16 protein-coding genes and 2 pseudogenes are annotated in these 19,894 nt (G+C 69.4%); 10 read left to right on the forward strand and 8 right to left on the reverse strand.

The window, feature by feature from the left end; all coding sequences use genetic code 11:
- Positions 1 to 372: 372 nt before the first annotated feature.
- The gene (locus OG202_RS26595; RefSeq protein WP_328223702.1) at positions 373 to 2,103 is read left to right on the forward strand and encodes an eCIS core domain-containing protein; all 1,731 of its coding nucleotides are present in this window, start codon (positions 373 to 375) and stop codon (positions 2,101 to 2,103) included.
- Positions 2,104 to 2,280: 177 nt separating this feature from the next.
- Here the strand turns inward: OG202_RS26595 and OG202_RS26600 are convergent, their stop codons facing one another.
- Positions 2,281 to 3,726, reverse strand: a complete 1,446-nt coding sequence (locus tag OG202_RS26600) for an MFS transporter (protein WP_327728538.1) — start codon at positions 3,724 to 3,726, stop codon at positions 2,281 to 2,283.
- A 250-nt stretch (positions 3,727 to 3,976) separates the two neighbouring features.
- Between OG202_RS26600 and OG202_RS26605 the strand changes: the two genes are divergently transcribed.
- Positions 3,977 to 4,948 (forward strand): helix-turn-helix transcriptional regulator, encoded by a 972-nt coding sequence (locus OG202_RS26605; RefSeq protein ID WP_327732163.1) that lies wholly within the window; start codon positions 3,977 to 3,979, stop codon positions 4,946 to 4,948.
- On the opposite strand, the pseudogene OG202_RS26610 reads toward OG202_RS26605, so the two are convergent.
- Positions 4,945 to 5,391 (reverse strand): annotated as a pseudogene (locus OG202_RS26610) (IS256 family transposase); the annotation flags it as partial. The gene OG202_RS26605 and the pseudogene OG202_RS26610 overlap by 4 nt on opposite strands.
- A gap of 851 nt (positions 5,392 to 6,242) precedes the next feature.
- Here OG202_RS26610 and OG202_RS26615 point away from each other — a divergent pair.
- The 3 genes from OG202_RS26615 to OG202_RS26625 all read left to right on the forward strand — a co-directional run bounded on the left by OG202_RS26615 (position 6,243) and on the right by OG202_RS26625 (position 8,900).
- Positions 6,243 to 7,109 (forward strand): alpha/beta fold hydrolase, encoded by an 867-nt coding sequence (locus OG202_RS26615; RefSeq protein ID WP_328223703.1) that lies wholly within the window; start codon positions 6,243 to 6,245, stop codon positions 7,107 to 7,109.
- Between the two features lie 32 nt (positions 7,110 to 7,141).
- Complete coding sequence (locus OG202_RS26620) at positions 7,142 to 7,948, forward strand: strictosidine synthase (RefSeq protein WP_326579945.1); 807 nt, start codon at positions 7,142 to 7,144, stop codon at positions 7,946 to 7,948.
- Between the two features lie 121 nt (positions 7,949 to 8,069).
- Complete coding sequence (locus OG202_RS26625) at positions 8,070 to 8,900, forward strand: enoyl-CoA hydratase/isomerase family protein (protein WP_326579943.1); 831 nt, start codon at positions 8,070 to 8,072, stop codon at positions 8,898 to 8,900.
- 137 nt (positions 8,901 to 9,037) lie between these two features.
- On the opposite strand, the gene OG202_RS26630 is transcribed toward OG202_RS26625, so the two are convergent.
- Positions 9,038 to 10,012, reverse strand: coding sequence for an NmrA family NAD(P)-binding protein (locus OG202_RS26630; RefSeq protein WP_326579941.1), 975 nt, complete (start codon positions 10,010 to 10,012; stop codon positions 9,038 to 9,040).
- Positions 10,013 to 10,076: 64 nt separating this feature from the next.
- On the reverse strand, positions 10,077 to 10,892 hold the full coding sequence (locus OG202_RS26635; protein ID WP_326585698.1) for an oxidoreductase: 816 nt from the start codon (positions 10,890 to 10,892) through the stop codon (positions 10,077 to 10,079).
- 96 nt (positions 10,893 to 10,988) lie between these two features.
- Here OG202_RS26635 and OG202_RS26640 point away from each other — a divergent pair.
- Positions 10,989 to 11,500, forward strand: a pseudogene (locus tag OG202_RS26640) (TetR/AcrR family transcriptional regulator).
- Positions 11,501 to 11,525: 25 nt separating this feature from the next.
- On the opposite strand, the gene OG202_RS26645 reads toward OG202_RS26640, so the two are convergent.
- From OG202_RS26645 to OG202_RS26660, 4 genes are all read right to left on the reverse strand, one after another.
- Positions 11,526 to 12,095 carry a TetR/AcrR family transcriptional regulator gene (locus OG202_RS26645; RefSeq protein WP_326579939.1) on the reverse strand — a complete coding sequence of 190 codons (570 nt, stop codon included), beginning with the start codon at positions 12,093 to 12,095 and terminating at the stop codon, positions 11,526 to 11,528.
- 217 nt (positions 12,096 to 12,312) lie between these two features.
- On the reverse strand, positions 12,313 to 13,626 hold the full coding sequence (locus OG202_RS26650) for an SNG1 family protein (protein ID WP_328223704.1): 1,314 nt from the start codon (positions 13,624 to 13,626) through the stop codon (positions 12,313 to 12,315).
- Complete coding sequence (locus tag OG202_RS26655) at positions 13,623 to 14,753, reverse strand: 4Fe-4S binding protein (protein ID WP_326579935.1); 1,131 nt, start codon at positions 14,751 to 14,753, stop codon at positions 13,623 to 13,625. Before OG202_RS26655 ends, OG202_RS26650 begins: the two co-directional genes overlap by 4 nt.
- A gap of 347 nt (positions 14,754 to 15,100) precedes the next feature.
- Positions 15,101 to 15,742 (reverse strand): TetR/AcrR family transcriptional regulator, encoded by a 642-nt coding sequence (locus OG202_RS26660; protein ID WP_326579933.1) that lies wholly within the window; start codon positions 15,740 to 15,742, stop codon positions 15,101 to 15,103.
- Positions 15,743 to 15,894: 152 nt separating this feature from the next.
- Here OG202_RS26660 and OG202_RS26665 point away from each other — a divergent pair, with 152 nt between their 5' ends.
- The 4 genes from OG202_RS26665 to OG202_RS26680 all read left to right on the forward strand — a co-directional run bounded on the left by OG202_RS26665 (position 15,895) and on the right by OG202_RS26680 (position 19,888).
- Positions 15,895 to 16,803, forward strand: a complete 909-nt coding sequence (locus tag OG202_RS26665) for an SDR family oxidoreductase (protein ID WP_326579931.1) — start codon at positions 15,895 to 15,897, stop codon at positions 16,801 to 16,803.
- Positions 16,804 to 16,807: 4 nt separating this feature from the next.
- Positions 16,808 to 17,953: a hypothetical protein gene (locus OG202_RS26670; RefSeq protein WP_326579929.1), complete on the forward strand. Its 1,146-nt coding sequence runs from the start codon at positions 16,808 to 16,810 to the stop codon at positions 17,951 to 17,953.
- A complete protein-coding gene (locus OG202_RS26675; RefSeq protein ID WP_326579927.1) occupies positions 17,950 to 18,888 on the forward strand; it encodes an alpha/beta fold hydrolase in 939 nt (312 codons plus the stop codon). Before OG202_RS26670 ends, OG202_RS26675 begins: the two co-directional genes overlap by 4 nt.
- An 88-nt stretch (positions 18,889 to 18,976) precedes the next feature.
- A complete protein-coding gene (locus OG202_RS26680) occupies positions 18,977 to 19,888 on the forward strand; it encodes a metal-dependent hydrolase (RefSeq protein ID WP_328223705.1) in 912 nt (303 codons plus the stop codon).
- The last annotated feature ends 6 nt before the right edge of the window (positions 19,889 to 19,894 follow it).

Genomic DNA, 19,894 nt, shown 5'->3' on the forward strand with positions numbered 1-19,894 from the left:
CGACCACAAGCGCACGCTTTCCAGCTGTGGTGGTGGGGTATCGGGCCGGTGTGTAGTTGGCCACGCCGTTTCGGCATGAGCCCGGTGCGGCCGGTTCAGGAGAACAAGGGACACGCCCCCGCGATCGGCGGTGATGCGCGAGCCCGCCGCGGAACGTGGAGCACGCCCTAGGGAGCCAGGGCTCTGGGAGCACGGCCCCGGCGACGGCCGGACGCCGGATCTGCTCCCGCCCTCACCGATGCCCGGGGCCCCGGGGACCCGGACGTTCCCTCCGTCACGGCTGCCCCGGGAACTGCCCTCGCGGACCTGTGCCGGCGGCGCGGCTCCGGTAAGGATGGACGGTCAGCCGTCCGGGGTGTCGAAGGGAACGTCATGTACGCGCGGGGAAAGCGGAACCTGTCGTCGGGCGAACTGGACACTGCCCACCGCGTGATCCAGCCCAGTGCGCCGGTCCAGCGGATGCTGGACCTCCAGCGGACGGCGGGGAACACCGCGGTGGCCCGCATGGTCGAGCGGGAGCGGCACCAGCACGGCCCGGGATGCGAGCACGCGGACCCGGCCGTCCAGCGCCGGGAGACCACAGGCCACAGCCGCGGGCACGACGTCGCCGAGGACACCCACCCGACAGACCATCGCAGCCTCATCGACGCCGCGATGGCAACGCCGAGCAGCCCGCTGCCGGGCCCCTTCCTCACCAAGGCGAAGGCGTTCTACGGCAACGACGCCCTCTCCGCGGGCCGGGTCCACGACAACGCGACCGCCCAGCGCGCCACCGCGGCGCTGGGCGCGCGGGCCATGACGATCGGAAGCCACATCTTCCTCGGCTCGTCGGCCGTCGGCGACACCGAGACCCTCGCCCACGAGACCAGCCACCTCGACAAGAACCTCCGGGGAATCCGCGAGACGGGCAACGACAACGGCGCCGGTGTCACGGTGACCGACCCGGGGCAGGGCTCGGAGCGCGCGGCCGTCGCCGACGGCGCCGCCTTCACGGCGGGAGCGGCCACCGCGCCGTCGGTCGTCGCGCGGCACGCGGTCGCTCAGGAGGCGGACGGCGCGGAGCGGACGGCCCAGCGGGTCCCGGCCGCCGGGACGGTCGAGGCGCTGGACGGTGGGCCCCACGGCGGCCCGGCGGTCCAGCGAACGGTCTGGGAGTTCGACCAGGGCGCCAGCTTCAACGACCCCCGCTCCGGCCGGGAGACCCGCTGGCGCAACAGGAGCAACCCCGGTGAGTTCCGCACCTCCACACAGCTGGGCATCAACGGCCAGGGCACACCGCGGCACGGGGACATCTACGACGACGCGACCCAGCAGGTGCACAGCAGCGCGAACGCGAAGTTCTCCAAGAACGGCACCATCCCGGATCACCAGTACCCGAAGCGCGAGTCCCAGACTCGCCGGGCCCTGGTGGAGGCCAAGCAGGCCATCTCGACGGCCCTCGCCATGCTGCAGGCGGCGGGAGGCGCTCCGGGCGGCCCGCTGCTGACGGGACTCCAATCGGGCTTCCCGGCGTTCCGGGCCGCGACCCCCGAGCAGATCGCCACCTTCCTGCCGCGGATCGTCGAGGTCGTGCGGCGCATCCAGGCAGGGCTGAACGCCCAGGGGGCGGAGATCGCCCTGGTCGGCGACGGCAACGTCCCCCGCGGAGTCGCGGGCTGGGTCGCCCCCAGCATGAGCGACATGTACAACCGCGTGACCAACCCGAACCAGCAGAAGAGCGAGGCCCTTCCGACCCTGGACGCCGGCCGCAGCGGCCCGATCAACCTGACCGACGAGGGCCAGAACGCCTGGTACATCATCCACGAGGCGACCCACCGGTTCGCCGGCACGCTGGACTACCAGTACAGCGCGCGCGATTCGGAGTTGCAGGAGGAGGACTTCAACGCCGAGATGGCGTCGGTCATGCCCGACACGGCGGCGGCGAGCGAAGCGGCCATGCTCGGCAAGCGCGCCCTGCGGGACCCCTCCGAGTACAGCGGCCAGAACAAGGACTCCGACCGGCAGCCGAACTGGTACGCCATGGGCCGGCGCGCCCTGATGAACGCCGACTCCTACGCCCAGTTCATCCTGATCGCGACGGGGGCACGGGCCCCGCGGTTCTGACCCACGACCACCCTCCGGCGAGATGAGGAGCTCGGCCCGCACCGGGAAGACGTGGACCTCGACGAGGGGGACGTCCGCATCTGTATTCGGCGGTACTTCAAGGCACCGGACGCGTTCTGGCTGCGGCTGCGGTGCGCGGCTCTGGGCACGGTGCCGGGGAACGGGGGAGGATCGCCGTTACCGCGTACTCGACCGGGTGCGCACGAACAGAGCACTGGTGAGGGTGCCGAGGAGCACGATGGCGGCGTTCACCGCGATCGCGACCTTCAGACCGCCGAGGAGGGCCGAGGATCCGGTACCGGTCACGGCGGCGGTGACGACGGCGCTCATGAGCGGCGTGCCCATGGTGATGCCGACCTGCTGGGTCATGGTGGCGAGGCCGGTGGCCAGACCCTGTTCGTGATCGGCGAGGCCCGAGGTGGCGGTGACCATGAAGCCCACGATGACGAGCATGTTGCCGACCCCGCCGACGAAGGTGCCGATCAGCAGCAGCCACATCCATGAGCGGTCGTCGCCGAGGCCGAGCAGCGCGGCCGTGAAGGCGGTCTGCAGAATGCCGCCGGTGATCAGCGTCGACCTGCTGCCGATCCGCCCGATGACCTTCGGGGCGATCGTGCCGCCGACGACCGTGCCGACGCCCAGCACGCCGAAGGACAGGCCGGCGGCGAGCGGCGAGAAGCCGAGCACTTCCTGGAGGTAGAGGGTCAGCAGGAAGACCAGGGAGGTCTCGGTGAGGAACGCGATCAGTCCGGCGATGTTTCCCCAGGTCACCGACCGTTTGCCGAGCACTGCGAGCGGTACGAGCGGCGCGGACACCTTGCGCTCGACGGCGTAGAACACCAGCAACAGGGCCGCACCCACGGTCAGCGACAACAGGGCCTCGGCCGAGCCCCACCCCTTCTCGCCCGCCTGGGTGAGGCCGAAGACGATGGCCAGCAGACCGAGCGTGACGCTGACGGCGCCGGGCAGGTCCAGCTTGGGGCGCTCGTCGGGGCGGGACTCCTTGATGACCGTCGGGGCGATGACGAGCACGGCGAGGGCGACGGGCACATTGATGAAGAACGCCCAGCGCCACGACAGCAGGTCGGTCAGCAGGCCGCCGAGTATGGCGCCGGTGGTGAAGCCGGCCGACATCAGCGCCCCGTTGAGGCCGAGCGCCTTCTCGCGCAGCGGGCCCTCCGGGAACGAGGTCGTCAGGAGCGACAGTCCGGCGGGGGTGACGGCGGCGGTGGCCAGGCCCTGGAGGACGCGGGCCGCGATCAGTACCTCGGGGTTCTGCGCCAGGCCGCCCACGAGCGAGGCCGCGCCCAGGACGACGAGGCCGCCGAGGAACAGCCGGCGGCGGCCGAACAGGTCCGCGACGCGGCCGAACAGCAGGGTGAAGCCCGCGGCGCACAGCGCGAACGACGTGGCGATCCACTGCAGATGTGACAGCGAGAAGCCCAGTCCCTCACCGATCACCGGCAGCGCCACGTTCAGGATGGAGAAGTCCACGGCCAGCATGAACTGGGCCGCGAGCAACAGCACCAGCATCAGCCGGAGCCGGGGGGTGAGCGCGGCCGGGGCCGTGCCGGCGGCGGTGCCGGAGACGGTACGGGCCGCCTCCGAATCAGTGACAGACATGACGTCGAGTCCCTTTCTTCACGGTTTCCTCACGTTTCCTGACATCCGGCGCGCTCGGTCGCGTCACGCGCGGTTACGGAGGAAGAGACTCGTCGACACCCGGAACCCCAGCCAGCACCCTGTCGCGCACAGCCGGCGTGAGGGTAGTCATCACATGACCACCCTTACGGCCTCCGGCCTTCGGGACGGGCGGGCATCATGGGACGTCAGTGGCCACGGCCTGTCGCACACCGCCGACCTGGAGGCATGGATGGACGCCCGGTCCGAGCTGGGAGACTTCCTCAAGTCGCGTCGCGCCGCACTGCGCCCCGAGGACGTCGGCATCACCCCGCACCCGACCCGCCGCCGCGTCAGCGGTTTGCGCCGTGAGGAGTTGGCGATGCTGGCCGGGGTCAGCATCACCCACTACACCCGTCTCGAACAGAGCCGTGCCACCAACGCCTCCGACGGTGTGCTGGAGGCGATAGCGCGTACGCTGCGCCTCTCCGACGACGAGACGGCCCATCTGAAGGACCTCGCCCGCCCCGCTGCCGCTTCGTCCCGGCCGACTCCGCCCCGGGTGGCCCACGCCGGCGCCTCGGCCCGGCAGTTGCTGGCGGCCATGAGCGACGTGCCGGCCCTGGTCCTGGACCGGCACAACGACGTCCTCGCCTGGAACCGTATGGGGCACGCGCTGCTCGCCGGACATCTGGCGCCCGAGAGCCCCGACACCCCGGCCACCCGCCCCAACCTGACCCGGATGCTCTTTCTGGACGAGCGGTACCGGGAGCTGTTCACGAACTGGAACGAGGAGGCCCAACTCGGCGTGGCCTCCCTGCGCCTGGTCGCCGGCCGCTACCGCCATGACCGCGCCCTCGCCGAGCTCGTCGGCCAACTCGCTTTGAACAGCGCAGAGTTCGCCTCTCGCTGGGCCCGGCACCCGGTGCGCACCTGCACGTCCGGGGTGAAGCACCTGCGTCATCCGCTGGTCGGCGCGATGGACCTCAGCTTCGAGAACCTCGTCATACCCGGCGCCTCCGGCCAGCGCCTCATCGCCTACACGGCCGAGCCCGACTCGCCGTCGGATGCCGCTCTGCGGCTCCTCGGCAGCGTGACGGCCCCGGTGGCACAGGACCCGACGGCGTACGGGCCGGCTCATCGGATCCCCGGAATGCGACAGCACGAGCAACTGTCAGATCCTGTGGATCATCGCGGAGAATCTCAAGCCGGCAGTAGCCATTGATCGAATGCCTTCTTCGCTCCGGGCTGGGCCGACTTCGGCAGGGCGTTGACCACGTTCCGGGTTTTGTGAACCCAGCATCTTTGGTGCCTGGCCTGCGGAAACACCTCCGTGAGAGCTCGCCACAGGCCCATCGCGCCGTCACCGACCACGAGCTCGGGGGCCTGCATGCCGCGCCGTCGGCAGTCACGTAGTAGGTCGGCCCAGGACTCGATGGACTCGCGCAGTCCTTCGGCGAGCGCGATGAGCTCCTTGCAGCCATCGGTGCGCACTCCCATGAGGACCAGGACGCAGGAGCGGGCCTGACCGAGGCGGATCTTGGGGTGGACGCCGTCGGCCCACACGTAGACGTAGTCGGATTCCGACAGGTCGCGGGCTTGGAAGACGGCGTGGTCATCGCTCCATTGCTTGGTCAGCCGGGTCACGGTGGCCGGCGAGAGCCCGGCCTCCGTGACCGATATGGTGACGGATTCGCTGCCATCCCTTCATCAGTAGTGTCGGAAACGTGATCAGCGCATTCGCGAAACTGCCCTACGCCCTCGGCCCGACAAGCCGGAGGCATCAGCACGCCCCGCCATGTCGTTCCCGCCCGGGACTTCGACAGGCGACTCCGCACACTCAACGGGCCGGCCGACTGTCGACCGTGAAGCAATCACCAAGATCTCAGCGGGTGTTCGATGTCGATTCGCGCCGGCTGTTTCAGCACGCTTTGCCGCATCTGTCGCCGGCGCGCATGGCCTGAAATGCTTGGAAGCTCCCTGTCGGAGGAGAGCTTCCACACCCGCCCAGTCCACTCAGTGGGCGGTTCGTCGGGGTGATGTCCGTTTCTCGGTGACGTTGAGGCAGGGCGCTGGTCGCGGCGGTCCGGGCCGGGAGGCGGTCCGCGAGAGCAGTGACGGTCTTCCGGGTGATCCTCAAGCGTTCGCCGTCGCCGTCGCCGTCGCCGCGCGCTCGCCTGCCGCACGCGCTGCACCCCGTTCTCCGTCGTGACGTTTCCGGCTGACGGCATGCGCTGGAGCTCGACCGGTAGGCCGCCACACGATCCGACTCACCTCGGAACTTGCTTGCGGCCTCCCGGTCACCCCGATAGTATTACGACCATACGCCAATGAGATTCACCCTCCCGGTGATGGCACCCGTGACCTGCGAGTCCGGGCTCGGAAGGGGTGGCCGCACACTCCCTGCCCCATGGGGGCGTCCGCCGCGAAGCGCGTCATCACCGGCGACTACTGATCCCGCCCGACCGCGACGGGCGGCCCGAACCGCACCGGTACAGAACAAGCAAGGAGAAGCCACCATGAACACCAACGCCACCCCGGACGAACCCGTCATCACCTCCTACGCGAATGCCCCGGCCCGCACCGTCACCGCCGGCGGCGTCACCTACGCGTACCGCGATCTGGGGCCCAAGGGCGGCATCCCCGTCGTCTTCTTCGTCCACCTCGCCGGGACCCTGGACAACTGGGACCCGCGCATCATCGACCCCATCGCCAAGGGCCGTCATGTCATCGCCTTCGACAACCGAGGTATCGGAGCCTCCACCGGCCAGGTGCCGGACAGCGTCGAGGCGATGGCCGACGACGCCCACACCTTCATCTCGGCGCTCGGCTTCGACAAGATCGACATCTTCTCCTTCTCGCTCGGCGGCATGGTCGCCCAGGCCCTGGTGGTGAAGCACCCCGAACTCGTCCGCAAACTCGTCCTCACCGGCACCGGACCCAAGGGCGGCAAGGACATCGACAAGGTGGTCGCCACCACGTACTGGGACACGCTGCGTGCCACCTTGACCCGGTCGGACCCCAAGGAGTTCCTGTTCTTCAACCGCGATCCCGCCGGCAAGGCCGCCGCGCACGCGTTCGTCGACCGGCTGGAGGAGCGCACCGTCGACCGCGACGCGGAGATCAAGGTCAAGGCGTTCCAGACGCAGCTGAAGGCGATCAAGAAGTGGGGGCTCTCCGCCCCCGACGACCTGTCGAAGATCACCCAGCCCACGCTGATCGCCAACGGCGACAACGACCGCATGGTCCCCTCGGTCCTCTCCGAGGACCTGCACCGGCGCATCAAGAACAGCGAGCTGATCATCTACCCCGACTCCGGCCACGGCGGCATCTTCCAGTACTACGAGGAGTTCGCCCCGGTCGCGGTCGAGTTCCTCGCCCGATGACCACCGCCTGACCAGGAAGAAGAGGCAACACCATGAGCATGCCACCGGCCGCCGCGCCACCGGCCGTGAAGAAGCACCTCACCTCATCGATCCTGTTGTGGGTGCGCAACGACCAGCCCCGCCAGACCGGCATGGACTACTGGAAGGGCCCGCACTCAGGGATCATCTCCGCCACCCCGGGCCTGGAGGAGTACCGCCAGATCCACCTCGCCGAGCACAACCCCGGCCGGTGGCCGGCGACCGACGGAGTGGAGACCTCGATCCCCGTCGACCGGAAGATCGACGGCGTCGCGGAAGTCACCTTCAAGTCGGCGCTCGCGCCCTCGCAGGGGCGCAAACAGACGAAGCTCGCCTACCAGGACGAGATCAACGTGTTCCGCCGCACCCTGCTCTACGCCGGCCCGCCGAACTCATCCCGCTGGTACGACGTCGCAGGCCCGGGAGAGAAGGTCGGTTCCCGCGTCATGGTCTACCTGCGCCGCAGGGACGGGGCCGGCGCAGGTGAGTTCCGGAGGTTCGTCAAGACGCAACTCGTCCCCGCACTCGCCGGCACCGGAGTACTGAAGGAGCTGCGCACGCAGACGTTCCTGCCCTGGATCGAAAAGCTCTGGGACACCCCGAACGTCGCCCACGACAACCCCCACGACCAGCGCTTCCACGCCTCCCTCGTCCTCGGGTTCACCGACACCGCGGCACGGGACGCCTTCTTCACCGGCAACGTGATCCAGGACATGTCCCACCAGCTGGCACCGCTGGTCTCCGCGATCCACGCCTACGACGTCACCGCCGCCCTCACCTACGTCAAGAACGGCGACATCCTCCCGCACTACCAGGAGTGAGCGGCAACGGCCGGGAGCAGGTCCGCCGGACCTGCTCGGCACATCCATCCGCCCCAGGCGTCCCCGCCCCACTTCACGCCCCGTCGCCATCCGATATCCCTCACGCATCTGGAACCAGGCCATGAGCGAACAAAGCACCCTCCACTACGAGCGCACCTCACCCCAGGTCGCGAAGATCACCTTCGCCAACCCGCCCGTCAACCTCATCGTCGGCGAGACCGTCCTGCGCCTCATCCAGATCGTGGAGGAACTGGCCACCGACCCTGACATCCAGGTCGTGGTGTTCGACAGCGCCACCCCCGACTTCTTCTACAACCACTTCGACCTGGCCGCCGCCGCCGACTTCCCCGCCCCCGAGGACGAGAACGAGGTGCCGGTCTGGACGGATCTGGTCCTACAACTTTCCAAGGCGCCCTACATCACCATCGCGGCCATCCGCGGACGCACCCGCGGCGGCGGGAACGAACTCGCCCTCGCCCTCGATCTGCGGTACGCCAGCCGGGAGAAGGCGATCTTCGGGCAGCCGGAGGTCGGCAGCGGACTGCTCCCCGGCGGTGGCGGCACCGAGCGCCTCCCACGCGCCATCGGACGCGACCGCGCCCTGGAAGCCATCCTCACCAGCGACGACTACGACGCCGACACCGCCGAACGCTGGGGCTGGATCACCCGTGCCCTCCCCGACAGCGAACTCGACGCCTTCGTCGACACGACCGTCGGCCGGCTCGCCTCCTTCGACCGCACCTCACTCGCCTCGGCCAAAGCCCAGATCAACCGGGCCTCCCTGCCCCCGGACGCGGATCTGGTCGCCGCCTACGGCGAGTTCGCCCACTCCCTCACCCTCCCCGGGTTCCTCGCCCGAGCCGCCGGCACGCAGGCCGTCGTCGAGCAGGCCGGCATCGACTTCGAGTACCGCCTCGGGCATTACATCGGCATCGCCAACCAGCAACGCTGACACTCCAGCACTGCGGAAGTGCCCGGGCGGTCGCTGGACGAACTGCACCGGATGAGGCTCGACGAAGTGCTCATCGAAGTGTGCGGTTCGAGGACTCCGGTGTGGTGTTCTCGTTCTGCCCCGGACCGGTCAGCGGCTCAGGCAGCCGCCAGCTTCCGGATGCGCGGATGATTCTCCAACGCCCAGCGCACGGTCTTCGGCGGGCGTCCGAGGAGGGTTTCCAGTTGGTCGGTGGCGCCGCGGTAGCCCCCGCCGCCCATCAGCCGGGTCAGGGTCTTCAGGTGCTCCGCCGTGTGCGGGAACGCGGCCAGGGCGGTGTCGACGTAGGTCTCGTTCCAGGTTTCCACGTCCTCGGGGACGTAGGTGACCGGGCGTCCCAGCACGGCCGCGTAGTCCTCGGCGAACCCGTGCATGTCCTTCAACTCCGGGCCGTTGAGGTCGTAGGACTTCGAGATGTGTGGCACTGGGTCGGTCAGGATCTTCGCGCACAGCTCCGCCACGTCGTACCCCGCGATGGGCGCGAGCCGGTGGTCGCCGAAGGGCAGGCGCAGTTCACCCTTGCTCAGGGGCTCCAGTGCCAGCCAGGTCATCAGCGGGTTCTCGACGAACATGGCGCCCCGGATGTTGACGGTCGGGAGGCCGGACCAGTCCAGCACCTGCTCGGCGACCCAGTGGGCACGCTGCTGCGGCGACCAGTTGGCAATGAGTCCGCCGAGCCACGCGCGCCGTTCCTCCTCCGGCGCGGTCATCTTGTCGAACGTCATGAACGACTGCTCGTACTCGGAGATGTTGACGAACACCTCGATGTCGCTCTGGGCCCGCGCCGCCGCGGCCATCAGGCTGACGGCGTCGGTGTAGTACGGCGACAGGCTCATGCTGAAGTAGATGCGGCGGACGCCCTTCAGCGCGGCGGTCACGTCGGCGATGGTGAGCAGGTCACCGACGAAGACCTCGGCCCCTGCCTGGCGGAGCGAGTGGGCGCGTTCGTCGTCCTGGCGCACGAATGCCCGTACCGGGTGCCCTTGTTCAAGCAGCATGTCGACGATCGTCCGGCTCACACCACCGATCTCGCCGGCGGCACCGGTGATCAGGATGGGATTGCGCTCTTGCATCAAGGCGTCCTCTGTCTGGTGGGGGTGGGGCAACTGCTCGGAAAGCCCGGGCGGCGCCTGCGCGTCAGCCGGCCAGCTGGTTCATCTTGCGGATCTGCTTGTCGAAGACCCCGGCGGGAGCGAGGCGGCGCAGTACGCGTGCGCGTCCGGCCAGGGGGCCGGCGGTGTAGCGCGGCTTCGGCCTGGTGTCGGTCGCTGCCGCGATGACCGCCTTGGCGACGACGGCCGGGGCGTCGCCACCCCTGATCGCCTCCGTCATCACGCGGTCGACGGTCTGTCGCTGCTTCGCGTACGCATGTAGGGGGGTGTCGGGCTTCGCGCTGTTGGCCTCGAACCCGGTCCTGGTGTAGGCGGGTTCGACGATGAGCGCCCGGACGCCGTGGTCACGGACCTCGTGGTCCAGGGATTCGGTGTAGCCCTCGATCGCGTGCTTGGAGGCGGCGTAGGCGGCCATGTAGGGCTGGGGCAGGAACCCGAGCACGGACGAGATGTTGATGATGCGCCCGCGTCGTTGAGCACGCATGTGCGGCAGGACCTCGTTCACCATGCGCATGACCCCGAAGACGTTGGTGTCGAACATGCCCTGGGTCTGCGCGAGGGGGGTTTCCTCGGCAGCGCCCATCGAGCCGACGCCGGCGTTGTTGACCAGGACGTCGATCCGCCCGAACCGCTCGCTCACCTCCTGGACCGCTGCGGTGACCGAGGTGTCGCTGACCACGTCGAGGCCGAGGAACGTCACACCGCCGAGCGGGGTGACGCGGGAGGTGTCGCGGCTTGTGCCGACCACGTTGAATCCGGCTGCGACCAGGGCGAGCGCGGTTTCCTTCCCGATGCCGGATGACGCACCCGTCACGAGGGCCACCGGCCGATCTGTCGCCATCATGGACTCCCACACTCTCTCGAAACCGATCAGTTTCCACTACAGTAAACCGATCGTTTTCCGCATGCAAGTTCAAGCAGGGAGAATGAGTTCGCGATCGCCGGTTACCACGGCACCGCCACCGCGGCAATCGCCAAGCGGGTCGGTGTCACGCAGCCGTACCTCTTCCGGCTCTTCCCGGACAAGAAGGCGATCTTCGTCGCCGCTTTGATGCGGAGTATGGAAGACACCCGCCTGGCTTTCGAGAGGGCGGCCGACGGTGTGGAGGGCGGCGAGCGGGTTCTTCAGGCCATCACGAACGCTTACGCGCAGCTGATCTCGACGCGCCCCGAAACGCTCCTGATGCGGATGCAGGGGTACGTCACCGTGGCGGCCGCCGAGGTGCGGGGCGATGACGTGATCGGGAGGTCGTCCGGGCCGGCTGGATGAGGATCTGGGAAACCGTGCACCAGCCGCTGGGCCCTGATGCCGACAAGACCGCAAGCTTCCTCGCCTGCGGCATGCTCGGCAACACGCTTGCGGCCATCGGGCTTCCCTCGGTCATCGGGCTTCCCTCGGGTGTCGGGCTTCCCTCAGGTGTTGGGCTTCCCTCGGGTGTCGGGCGGTGAGGGAGTGTTCTGGACGAGTGATGCGTCAGCGCACCCCTGCCGCGTCGAGCAGGGTGGTCACCGTGGGAGCGACGAGCCCGGTCAGCTTGTCGGCCTGAATTCCCGCGCGGGCGCTTGCGCCGTCGAAGACCAGGATGAGCTGCCGGGCCAGCAGGTCGGGATCGCTCGCGCCGCCCTGCTCGGCCTCGGCACGGAAGAAGGCCGTCAGATTCGCTTTGATCTGATGGGCCACCCGGCTGGCGGGGTGGGTCTGGGCCTTGAGTTCGATCTGCACGGCCAGGTACCGGCAGCCTCGGAACTCGGGCGCCCCTGCCTGCCATTCCACCTGCGCGAAGACGTACAGGATCCGTTCGCGGGGTGACCGGCCGTCGCCCGCCGGGGGTAGGAGGCTCGCCACGAAGGCGGCGGCGCGCTCCTTCAGGCTCGCCGCCAGCAGTTCGTCCTTGCTCTCGAACAGTTGGTACATGGAGCGCTTGGACACCCCTGCCGCCTTGCACAGTGCCTCGACGCCGATGCCGACACCGTCTCGGTAGGTGAGCGTGGCCGCAGCCTCCAGCAGTCGCTCCCTGGGGCTTGGTTTCACTTCGGTGGTCATATCGCGAGGTTAACCTGAAGCGGACGAAATGAAAACCGATCGGTTTCTGGGGGGTTCCGGGTAGAGGCATGGGCATGGGCATGGGCATGGGCATGGGCTCGGCGGGCCTGGGGGTAAGACCGTCGCCGAGCCATGATGGTGTGCGCGCCTGTCGTTCCCGGCAGTTCACACACACCGGGGCCACTTCGAGTAGTGGCCCGTCCTGGGTGGTCTGCCGTTACGCCGGGGCGGCGGTTTTCTCGGGCTTCGTCTCCGCCGGGATGCGGTGCAGTCCCTTGCGGTCGTACCACCCCAGTACGCCGAAGCCGAACAGCGCGGCCGCGACGAGGCCGGCCGCCATCATGACCCAGCCCCGGGTCAGCCCCGCGTCGCCCTGGGCGTCGTAGTAGAGGATCGAGCGGATGCCGCCGGTGATCTGCCGCAGCGGCTCGAACTCCGCGAGGAAGCGGTAGAAGCCGGGCAGCGCCTCGATCGGGGTGGTGGCCCCGGACGTCGGCACCGCCATCCCGATGAAGACCAGTGTGACCACCAGCATGCCGGGCGTGCCGAAGACCGCGAGGAGGGTGAGCGCGCCGATCCCGGTGACGGCGATGGCGCACACCGAGTACAGCCACAGCAGCGGCAGGTGGGCGGCGTCCATGCCCATGATGCCGACCGCGCCGGCCATGACCAGGGTGCCCATCGGCAGGGACAGGGCGGCCATGAGGGTGCTGCTGATGGTGAGGGTCTGGACCCGGGTGGCCCGGATGAGCGGGCGGTGCAGGCGCAGGGGGCCCATGTCGTTGTGGGTGTAGCCGAGGGCGTGGTCGGCCTGGCCGCTGATGACGTTGGCGGAGAGCATGCCGACGACCACGAGGGTGAGCGCGTAGTAGAACGCCGTCAGGCCCAGGCCGCTGTGCGAGTCGAGGGGGTGGCCGTCCTCGACCGTGACGGCGGCCGGGTCGGTGAGCAGGACGCGTGCCGCGGCGGGCAGCTTCGGCTGCCCGGGTCCGATCTGGGCGGCCAGTTCCCTGCCCACCTGGAGCGAGGCGTTCTCGGCCGCCTGGGTCGTCGCCGTCCGGGCCAGGCCGGAGCCCAGGCTGCCGGCGGACTGGTTGGTCAGCACTGTCAGGGTCGGGCGGGCCGGGGTCCCGGTGGGCGCGGTGCCGGTCAGTGCGGTGCCGGTCAGTGCGGTGGCGGAGGTGGTGAAGTCGGCGGGCACGACGAGCGCGCCGAACAGTTTGCCCTTGCCGAGCTCGTCCTTCATCTCCTTCTCGTCCATCACCTTCCAGTCGATCCTGTCCCCGCTCGCGGTCGACTTCTTGATCGACTCGGTGATCTGCGCCCCGAGGTTGACCTGCTTGCCGCCGACGGCGGCTCCCTTGTCGGCGTTGACCAGGCCGACGGGCAGGTTCTTCATGTGATCTACGGGGTCGATGTTCGCGCCGACGTAGAACACGGCGAACAGCAGCGCGAGTACGCCTGTGATGACGCCGTTCGCGATCCACAGAGGCTTGGCGCGCAGGACGCGGAAGGGGTGAGTGCCACTCATGACGTACGTGTCTCTCGGTCGGTGGACGCGGGGCGTTTCGCCGGGGGCTGCCAGCCGCCGGTGACTTCCTTGACGGGCTTGTGGGGGAAGCGGCGACGGGCGTACTCCTGCGCGTGCGAGCCCGGCAGGACGTAGAGGGTTTCCTTCTTGTCCTGGAGGGGGCGCAGGACGGTGTCCATGAAGTTCTTGCGGTCGTCCAGGTAGGGGCCCAGGACGTCCTCGCCGGCGGGGCAGACGGCGAGGCAGTAGCCGGACTTGTAGCCGGGGGGTGAGGACAGGCTCTGCCACATGGAGGCGCTCTCGGAGTCGGTGACCCGGGAGCGGTAGTCGGCGGCGTCCTCGCTGTCGGCCACGGTCTGCGCCCAGTCGGTGAACCCGCTCATGAACTCGCGGTAGTTGTGCGTGGTGCAGGCCAGCCCGTCGAAGGCGCCGTCCTTGGCGATGGCGCCGACCGGGCAGGCGGCGACGCACAACTTGCAGTCGATGCAGGGGTTGTAGTCCAGTGCCTGCCCGTACTCGCTCACCTCCGCGTCCACCAGGACGGTGGCCAGCAGGACGAAGCTGCCGAACTTCGGGTGGATGACGTTGCGGTGCAGGCCCATCACGCCGAGCCCGGCGGCCACCGCGACCGTCTTGTGCGCCACGACCCAGATCCGCTCGCTGGGGAAGTGGTCCATCTCCTGGGGGAAGCCGACGGACGGATTGAGTGCGCGGTGTCCGGCGTCCTGGAGGGCCCGGGTGACGCTGCGGGCGGCGTGGTTGGCCTGTTCGTCGGTCTGGTGGAACTCCTGGTTGGCCACGCTGCGGGCCGGGGAGCGGCAGTTGTCGCGGTTCATCCGGACCGCCATCGCGATCAGGGTGCGGGTGCCGGGCAGCGCGGACTGTGCGTGCTCGCGCTCGCCGGCCAGGTCGGGGTGGTCCAGGCTGACCGCGGCCGCGTCGTCCGCACCGGCCGCCAGGCACAGCTCGCGCAGCCATTCCGCGTCGATCACCGGCGCCGGGCTCACCGTGTCACCGGTCCCGCGCCGGGCGAGTACGGCCTGCACCGACGGGTGGGCGGCCAGCTTCGCAGGAAGCCTGGGAGCCGGGGCCGTCGGTTGCCCCTCGGCGTCGCGCGCGGCAGTCATCCGTACTCCTGGGGACTCGGGGGTCGAGACTCGCCCTCACGGCGAGAAACCGATCAGTTTCGTCACTGTAAACTGATCGGTTTCCGCATGCAAGCCCGAGTCGAGAGGTGCGACCCGGCCGGGATCACGTCACCTGCGCGAGCCCGGCGACCGGCTCCTCGATGTCCCGCCACCCCGTCACCAGCGCTGTCGGGGAGGGCCGGACGACTCGTCGCGTCGGCAGGCGAGGGCGACGAGTCATACCGGCCCCGGAGGTCACGAGCCCGAACCGGGCTCTACTGGGAAGGTGATGGGCGTGGGCCGCCGTCCGGTACGGAGAGCTCCTGATGGAATCGGGGCCCGTGTGATCAGGGCTGATCGCTGATGGCTCGGTAGGCCGCGATGTACAGGGTGTGGCACAGGTCGATCAGTTCTTCGACCGTGGCGTTCTGGTGGCCGAGCGTCCAGTCCACGAGGAGTTCGTTGACTCCGCCGACCAGGCTCATCGCGGTCATGGTGAGCCGGCTGGAGGAGGTTTCCGGGCCAGGGGGCGGTGCGACGACGGCGGCGACCATCGCGGCGAATTCGTGCAGGACCTCACGGCGGCGCACTTCGAGGCGGGGGCTGGCGCCCACGACCTCGATGAGCACCAGGCGGGCCTTGCGGGCGTCGCCGGCCAGTGTGCGGATGAACACCTCGAGGCCGGCCCGCAGTTGGGCGTCCACATCGGGTGCGGCAGCGGCGGCGGCCTGCGCGGTTTCCGCGCTGATGGTGGCGATCAGCTCGTTGTAGACCCCGGCGAGCAGGTCTTCGCGGTCGCGGAACGACTCGTAGAAGTAGCGCTCGGTCAGTCCGGCGTGCGAGCAGACCTGCTTGACGGAGACCGAGGCGTATCCGGTCGTGCCGAACAGGTCGAGGCCCGCCTGGATGAGGCGGGTGCGGCGCTCCTGCTGTCGTTGCGCCGCGTCGCGTCCGCCGTAGCGCCGCCCGGCGGTCTGTGTGCCGGTCATTTTTCCCCTTCGCAGAGGTGTTGACACCGGTGTGCTCCGAACTGACACTCTAGCTTGTCAGTTCATCTGACATGGTCTCGTGTCAGAAATGCGTGGGGACCGCCTGCCGCTCGGCGGTCCGCTCGTGCTCAGGGCAAGGAAGGGGCTCGACCGTGGCAGCACCGCCCAAATCCCCGTACACGTTCAGCCGGAGAGACCGCGACAGGCTCTCCGGCACAACGCTGACCGGCCGGGTGATCGCGGTCACCGGGGCGGGCCGCGGCATCGGGCGTGCCGTCGCGGCCCGGCTCGCCGCGGCCGGAGCCGCCGTGGCGATCGGCGATCTCGACGCGGAGCTCGCCAGGGAGACGGCCGACGCCATCGGCGCGCGTCCCGGTGGCCGACTGCTCGGGCTGTCTCTCGACGTCACCGACACACCTTCCTTCGATGACTTCCTGCGCACCGTCGAGACCGAGCTGGGGCCGATCGACGTACTGATCAACAACGCCGGAATCATGTGGGTGGGCCCCTTCGAGGAGGAACCGGACGAAGCCGCCCTGCGCCAGTTCGACGTCAACGTCCACGGCGTACTGCGCGGGATGAAACTCGTGATCCCGGGGATGCGGAAACGCGGTCACGGCCACGTGGTGAACATCGCCTCCGCCGCCAGCAAGGTCGCCCCGGCCGGGGAGGCGACCTACGCGGCGACGAAGCACGCCGTCCACGGCTACAGCACAGCCGTCCGCGCCGAACTGCGCGGCACCGGCGTGCACGTGTCCCTGGTGATGCCCGGCGTCGTGGAGACCGAGCTGGCCGTGGGCACCGCGACCGGCCCCACCCGACGCCTGACGACGGATCAGGTGGCCGACGCGGTGCTCGACGTCGTACTGCGCCCGCGGTTCGAGGTCTTCGTTCCACGCCGGATAGCCGCCCTGACCCGGTTGGCCGCGCTGCTGCCGGGCCGTGCCCGCGACGCCCTGCATCACCTCCTTGTCCCCGACCAGCTCGCCGCCCTGTCCGACCGGACGGTCCGCGCGGCCTACGAGCAGCGCACCCGGACCGCCCGCCTGCCCGAAGGATGAGCCCGTGACCACCACGCCCAAGCCGGCGCCCAGCACGAAGAAGGCCCAGAAGGTCGAGGACGCCGCCGCTCCGCGTCCCATCCCCGAATTCGAGGGTGTCCACGACGTATGGCCCCGCGGTGACCGGCTGCGCGCCGTGCGTGGCGCCGCGGCCGCCTACCGTGAGCGGTTCGTCCAGCAGGGCCGCATCCACGCCGTCCGCAGTTTCGACATCGCCGCCGCCCCGTACCCCACCCGGTTCGGCTTCCACGGCGCCGCGCTCGCCGTCAACCCGTTCGTGAGCATCGTCAACCGGATGCTCGTCGTGCAGTTCGACGGCTTCGACGGTGAGCCGAAAACACTGGTGTGGGAGCCGACCGTCGCCGCCGGAACGGCTCAAGCGCCGTTCTACTCCCAGCTCAAGCGGCTGGCCGGGGACTTTCTCACCGAGCACGTCTTCGCCCGCTACTACCACGACCCGAACACCGTCCTGCCCTCCTGCGGGCTGCGCCCCGAGGACGTGGACTTCGTCAGCTTCGACCACCTGCATGTCCAGGACGTACGCATGATCATGGGAAGTACCCGCACCATTCCCGGCGAACGGGCGCCCCGCGAAGCGCTGTTCCCGCGCGCCCGGTTGTTGGTGCACCGCAGGGAGCTGGGCACCTTCCAATCCGTGCATCCGATGCAGTGGGCCTGGTACGTCGACGGAGGCATGGACGGGGTACCGGACGAGCGCGTCACCGCCTTCGACGGCGATGTCGAACTCGGTGTCGGCGTCAGCCTGCTGTGGACCCCCGGCCACACGGACGGCAACCACTCCCTGGTGCTGAACACCCCCGACGGCGTGTGGGTCTCCTCCGAGAACGGCATCTCGGCCGACAACTGGCAGCCCGAGCTCTCCCGCATCCCCGGGGTACGCCGCCACGCCGCGTTCTACGGCCATGAGGTGGTGCCCAACGCCAACACCCTGGAGGACTCCCTCGACCAGTACGACTCCATGGTCAAGGAGAAGACCCTCGCCGACCCCAGCCGGCGCGATCCGCGCTGGCTGCAGATCCTGCCCTCCTCCGAGCTGGCCCGCTTCAAGCGGCAGTGGCCGGTGCTGCCCAGCTTCTTCCACGGCGGTCTGAACTACGGCGAACTGACCCCTGCCGGTGGTGGCCGGTGACCGGCCCGGCCGCCCGCCGAATCACCGTGGACGCCGCGGACGGCGTGGAGTTGGCCGCCTACCAATGGGGAGCGTCCACGGCTCCTGCGGTGGTGCTGGTCCACGGCTATCCGGACACCAGCGCCGTGTGGCGCCCGGTCGCCGAGCGACTGGCCGACCGCTTCCACGTCACCGCCTTCGACGTGCGGGGAGCCGGTGCCTCCCACCGGCCCAGAGGTCCGCGCGCCTACCGGATGTCCCGCCTGGAAGCCGACCTGGAGGCGGTTCTCGACGCCGTGAGCCCCGACCGCCCGGTGCACCTGGTCGGACACGACTGGGGATCGATCCACTCCTGGGAGTCCGTCACCGGCACCCGCCTGGCCGGGAGGATCGCCTCGTTCACCTCCATCTCCGGACCCTGCCTGGACCATGTCGGCCACCTGATCCGGGACCGCCTCCGACCGGGGCATCCGGATCTGCCGAAGCTGCTGAGGCAGGCCGCACGGTCCTGGTACATCGCCTACTTCCATGTCCCGCTCCTGCCCGCCCTGACCTGGACAGCACTGGGACACCGCTGGCGTACCTTCCTCACCGGCTCCCAAGGTGTGCCCGGGCACACCTCCTACCCCGCGCCGACGCTGGCCCGCGACGCCGTGTCCGGCATCGCCCTGTACCGCGCCAACATGCTGCCCCGCCTGCTGCGTCCCCGGGACCGGCCGACCACCGTCCCGGTTCAACTCATCATCCCCACCCGCGACTTCTGCGTCACCCCGGTGCTGTCGTACGGAGTGGAGCACTGGACGGGCCAGATGCGACGGCGCCCGATCGACGCCGGGCACTGGGTACAGCTCAGCCACCCCGAGGAGGTCGCGTCCCGGATCGCGGAATTCGGCCACCGCGTCGAAGACGGCTCCCGCCGCACTCACACTCCGGACCACACCGCGCACCCGATCTGACGGACCGGCAGTAACAGACCGGCAGTACTGGACGACTGCCTGACCGCCCCTTCCCACACACCGATCGCCGACGGAGGAGGAACCTGTCATGTTCCGAGCCGCACATGCCCACCCGGAGCGTCCGTCCGAGCCCATCGACCACCACGACCTGGTGCTGCAACCCCGGGACGTCACCTTCGACTGGAGCACCACGCCGCTGCACTGGGTGCCGGGTGAGCCCTTCGCGACCCACACCTTCGATGTGCTCCACCTCATGCTCCCCGAGCTCGAACGCTGGTTCGTGCGCACCTTCGAGCAGGCACTGCCACTGATCACCGACGACCGACTGCGCGAGGACGTACGCGGCTTCATCGGCCAGGAAGCGATGCACGCCGAGGCGCACCAGGAGGTCCTGGAGCACCTGCTCGCCAAGGGGCTGGATCCGACTCCGTACACCCTGCAGTCCGAATGGATCTTCCGAAGGGTGCTCGGAGACAGGCCGGAGCTGACGCCGGCCGCCGCACACGCGCACCTCCTCCAACGGCTCGCCCTCATAGCGGCCTTCGAGCACTTCACCGCGTACATGGGTCACTGGATTCTCAGCAACGGGGACCTGGACCACACCGGCGTGGACCCCACGATGCTCGACCTGTTCCGCTGGCACGGCGCGGAGGAGGTCGAACACCGTTCGGTCGCGTTCGACCTGCTGGTGCACCTCGATCCCCGGTACCGGCGCCGCGTGGTCGGCATGCTCGTCACCGCTCCGGTGCTGACCCGGCTGTGGATCCGCGGAGTCCGCTTCCTGATGAACGCGGACCCCGAACTCGACGACCGGGTCGAGGTCCGCTTCCGCGACTACCTGGCCGCCGCCCGCAAGGACCTGTTGCCCCGGCCGGGCGCGTTCGCCCGCTCGGTGCTGCGCTACTTCCGCCCCGGCTACCACCCGACCCAGGAGGGCTCGACCCAGCTGGCGGTCGCCTACCTGGCGGTGTCTCCTGCTGCCCGAGCGGCTGCCCGATGACCCGGA

The organism is Streptomyces sp. NBC_00310 (assembly GCF_036208085.1).
Lineage (GTDB): Bacteria > Actinomycetota > Actinomycetes > Streptomycetales > Streptomycetaceae > Streptomyces.

Bases quoted from the DNA above. Each gene is read 5' to 3' on its own strand.
- OG202_RS26655 (WP_326579935.1), bottom strand. From the start codon at position 14,753: ATGACTGCCGCGCGCGACGCCGAGGGGCAACCGACGGCCCCGGCTCCC.
- OG202_RS26620 (WP_326579945.1), top strand. From the start codon at position 7,142: ATGAGCATGCCACCGGCCGCCGCGCCACCGGCCGTGAAGAAGCACCTC.
- OG202_RS26660 (WP_326579933.1), bottom strand. From the start codon at position 15,742: ATGACCGGCACACAGACCGCCGGGCGGCGCTACGGCGGACGCGACGCG.
- OG202_RS26635 (WP_326585698.1), bottom strand. From the start codon at position 10,892: ATGGCGACAGATCGGCCGGTGGCCCTCGTGACGGGTGCGTCATCCGGC.
- OG202_RS26625 (WP_326579943.1), top strand. From the start codon at position 8,070: ATGAGCGAACAAAGCACCCTCCACTACGAGCGCACCTCACCCCAGGTC.
- OG202_RS26595 (WP_328223702.1), top strand. From the start codon at position 373: ATGTACGCGCGGGGAAAGCGGAACCTGTCGTCGGGCGAACTGGACACT.
- OG202_RS26600 (WP_327728538.1), bottom strand. From the start codon at position 3,726: ATGTCTGTCACTGATTCGGAGGCGGCCCGTACCGTCTCCGGCACCGCC.
- OG202_RS26645 (WP_326579939.1), bottom strand. From the start codon at position 12,095: ATGACCACCGAAGTGAAACCAAGCCCCAGGGAGCGACTGCTGGAGGCT.
- OG202_RS26615 (WP_328223703.1), top strand. From the start codon at position 6,243: ATGAACACCAACGCCACCCCGGACGAACCCGTCATCACCTCCTACGCG.
- OG202_RS26650 (WP_328223704.1), bottom strand. From the start codon at position 13,626: ATGAGTGGCACTCACCCCTTCCGCGTCCTGCGCGCCAAGCCTCTGTGG.
- OG202_RS26630 (WP_326579941.1), bottom strand. From the start codon at position 10,012: ATGCAAGAGCGCAATCCCATCCTGATCACCGGTGCCGCCGGCGAGATC.
- OG202_RS26605 (WP_327732163.1), top strand. From the start codon at position 3,977: ATGGACGCCCGGTCCGAGCTGGGAGACTTCCTCAAGTCGCGTCGCGCC.
- OG202_RS26680 (WP_328223705.1), top strand. From the start codon at position 18,977: ATGTTCCGAGCCGCACATGCCCACCCGGAGCGTCCGTCCGAGCCCATC.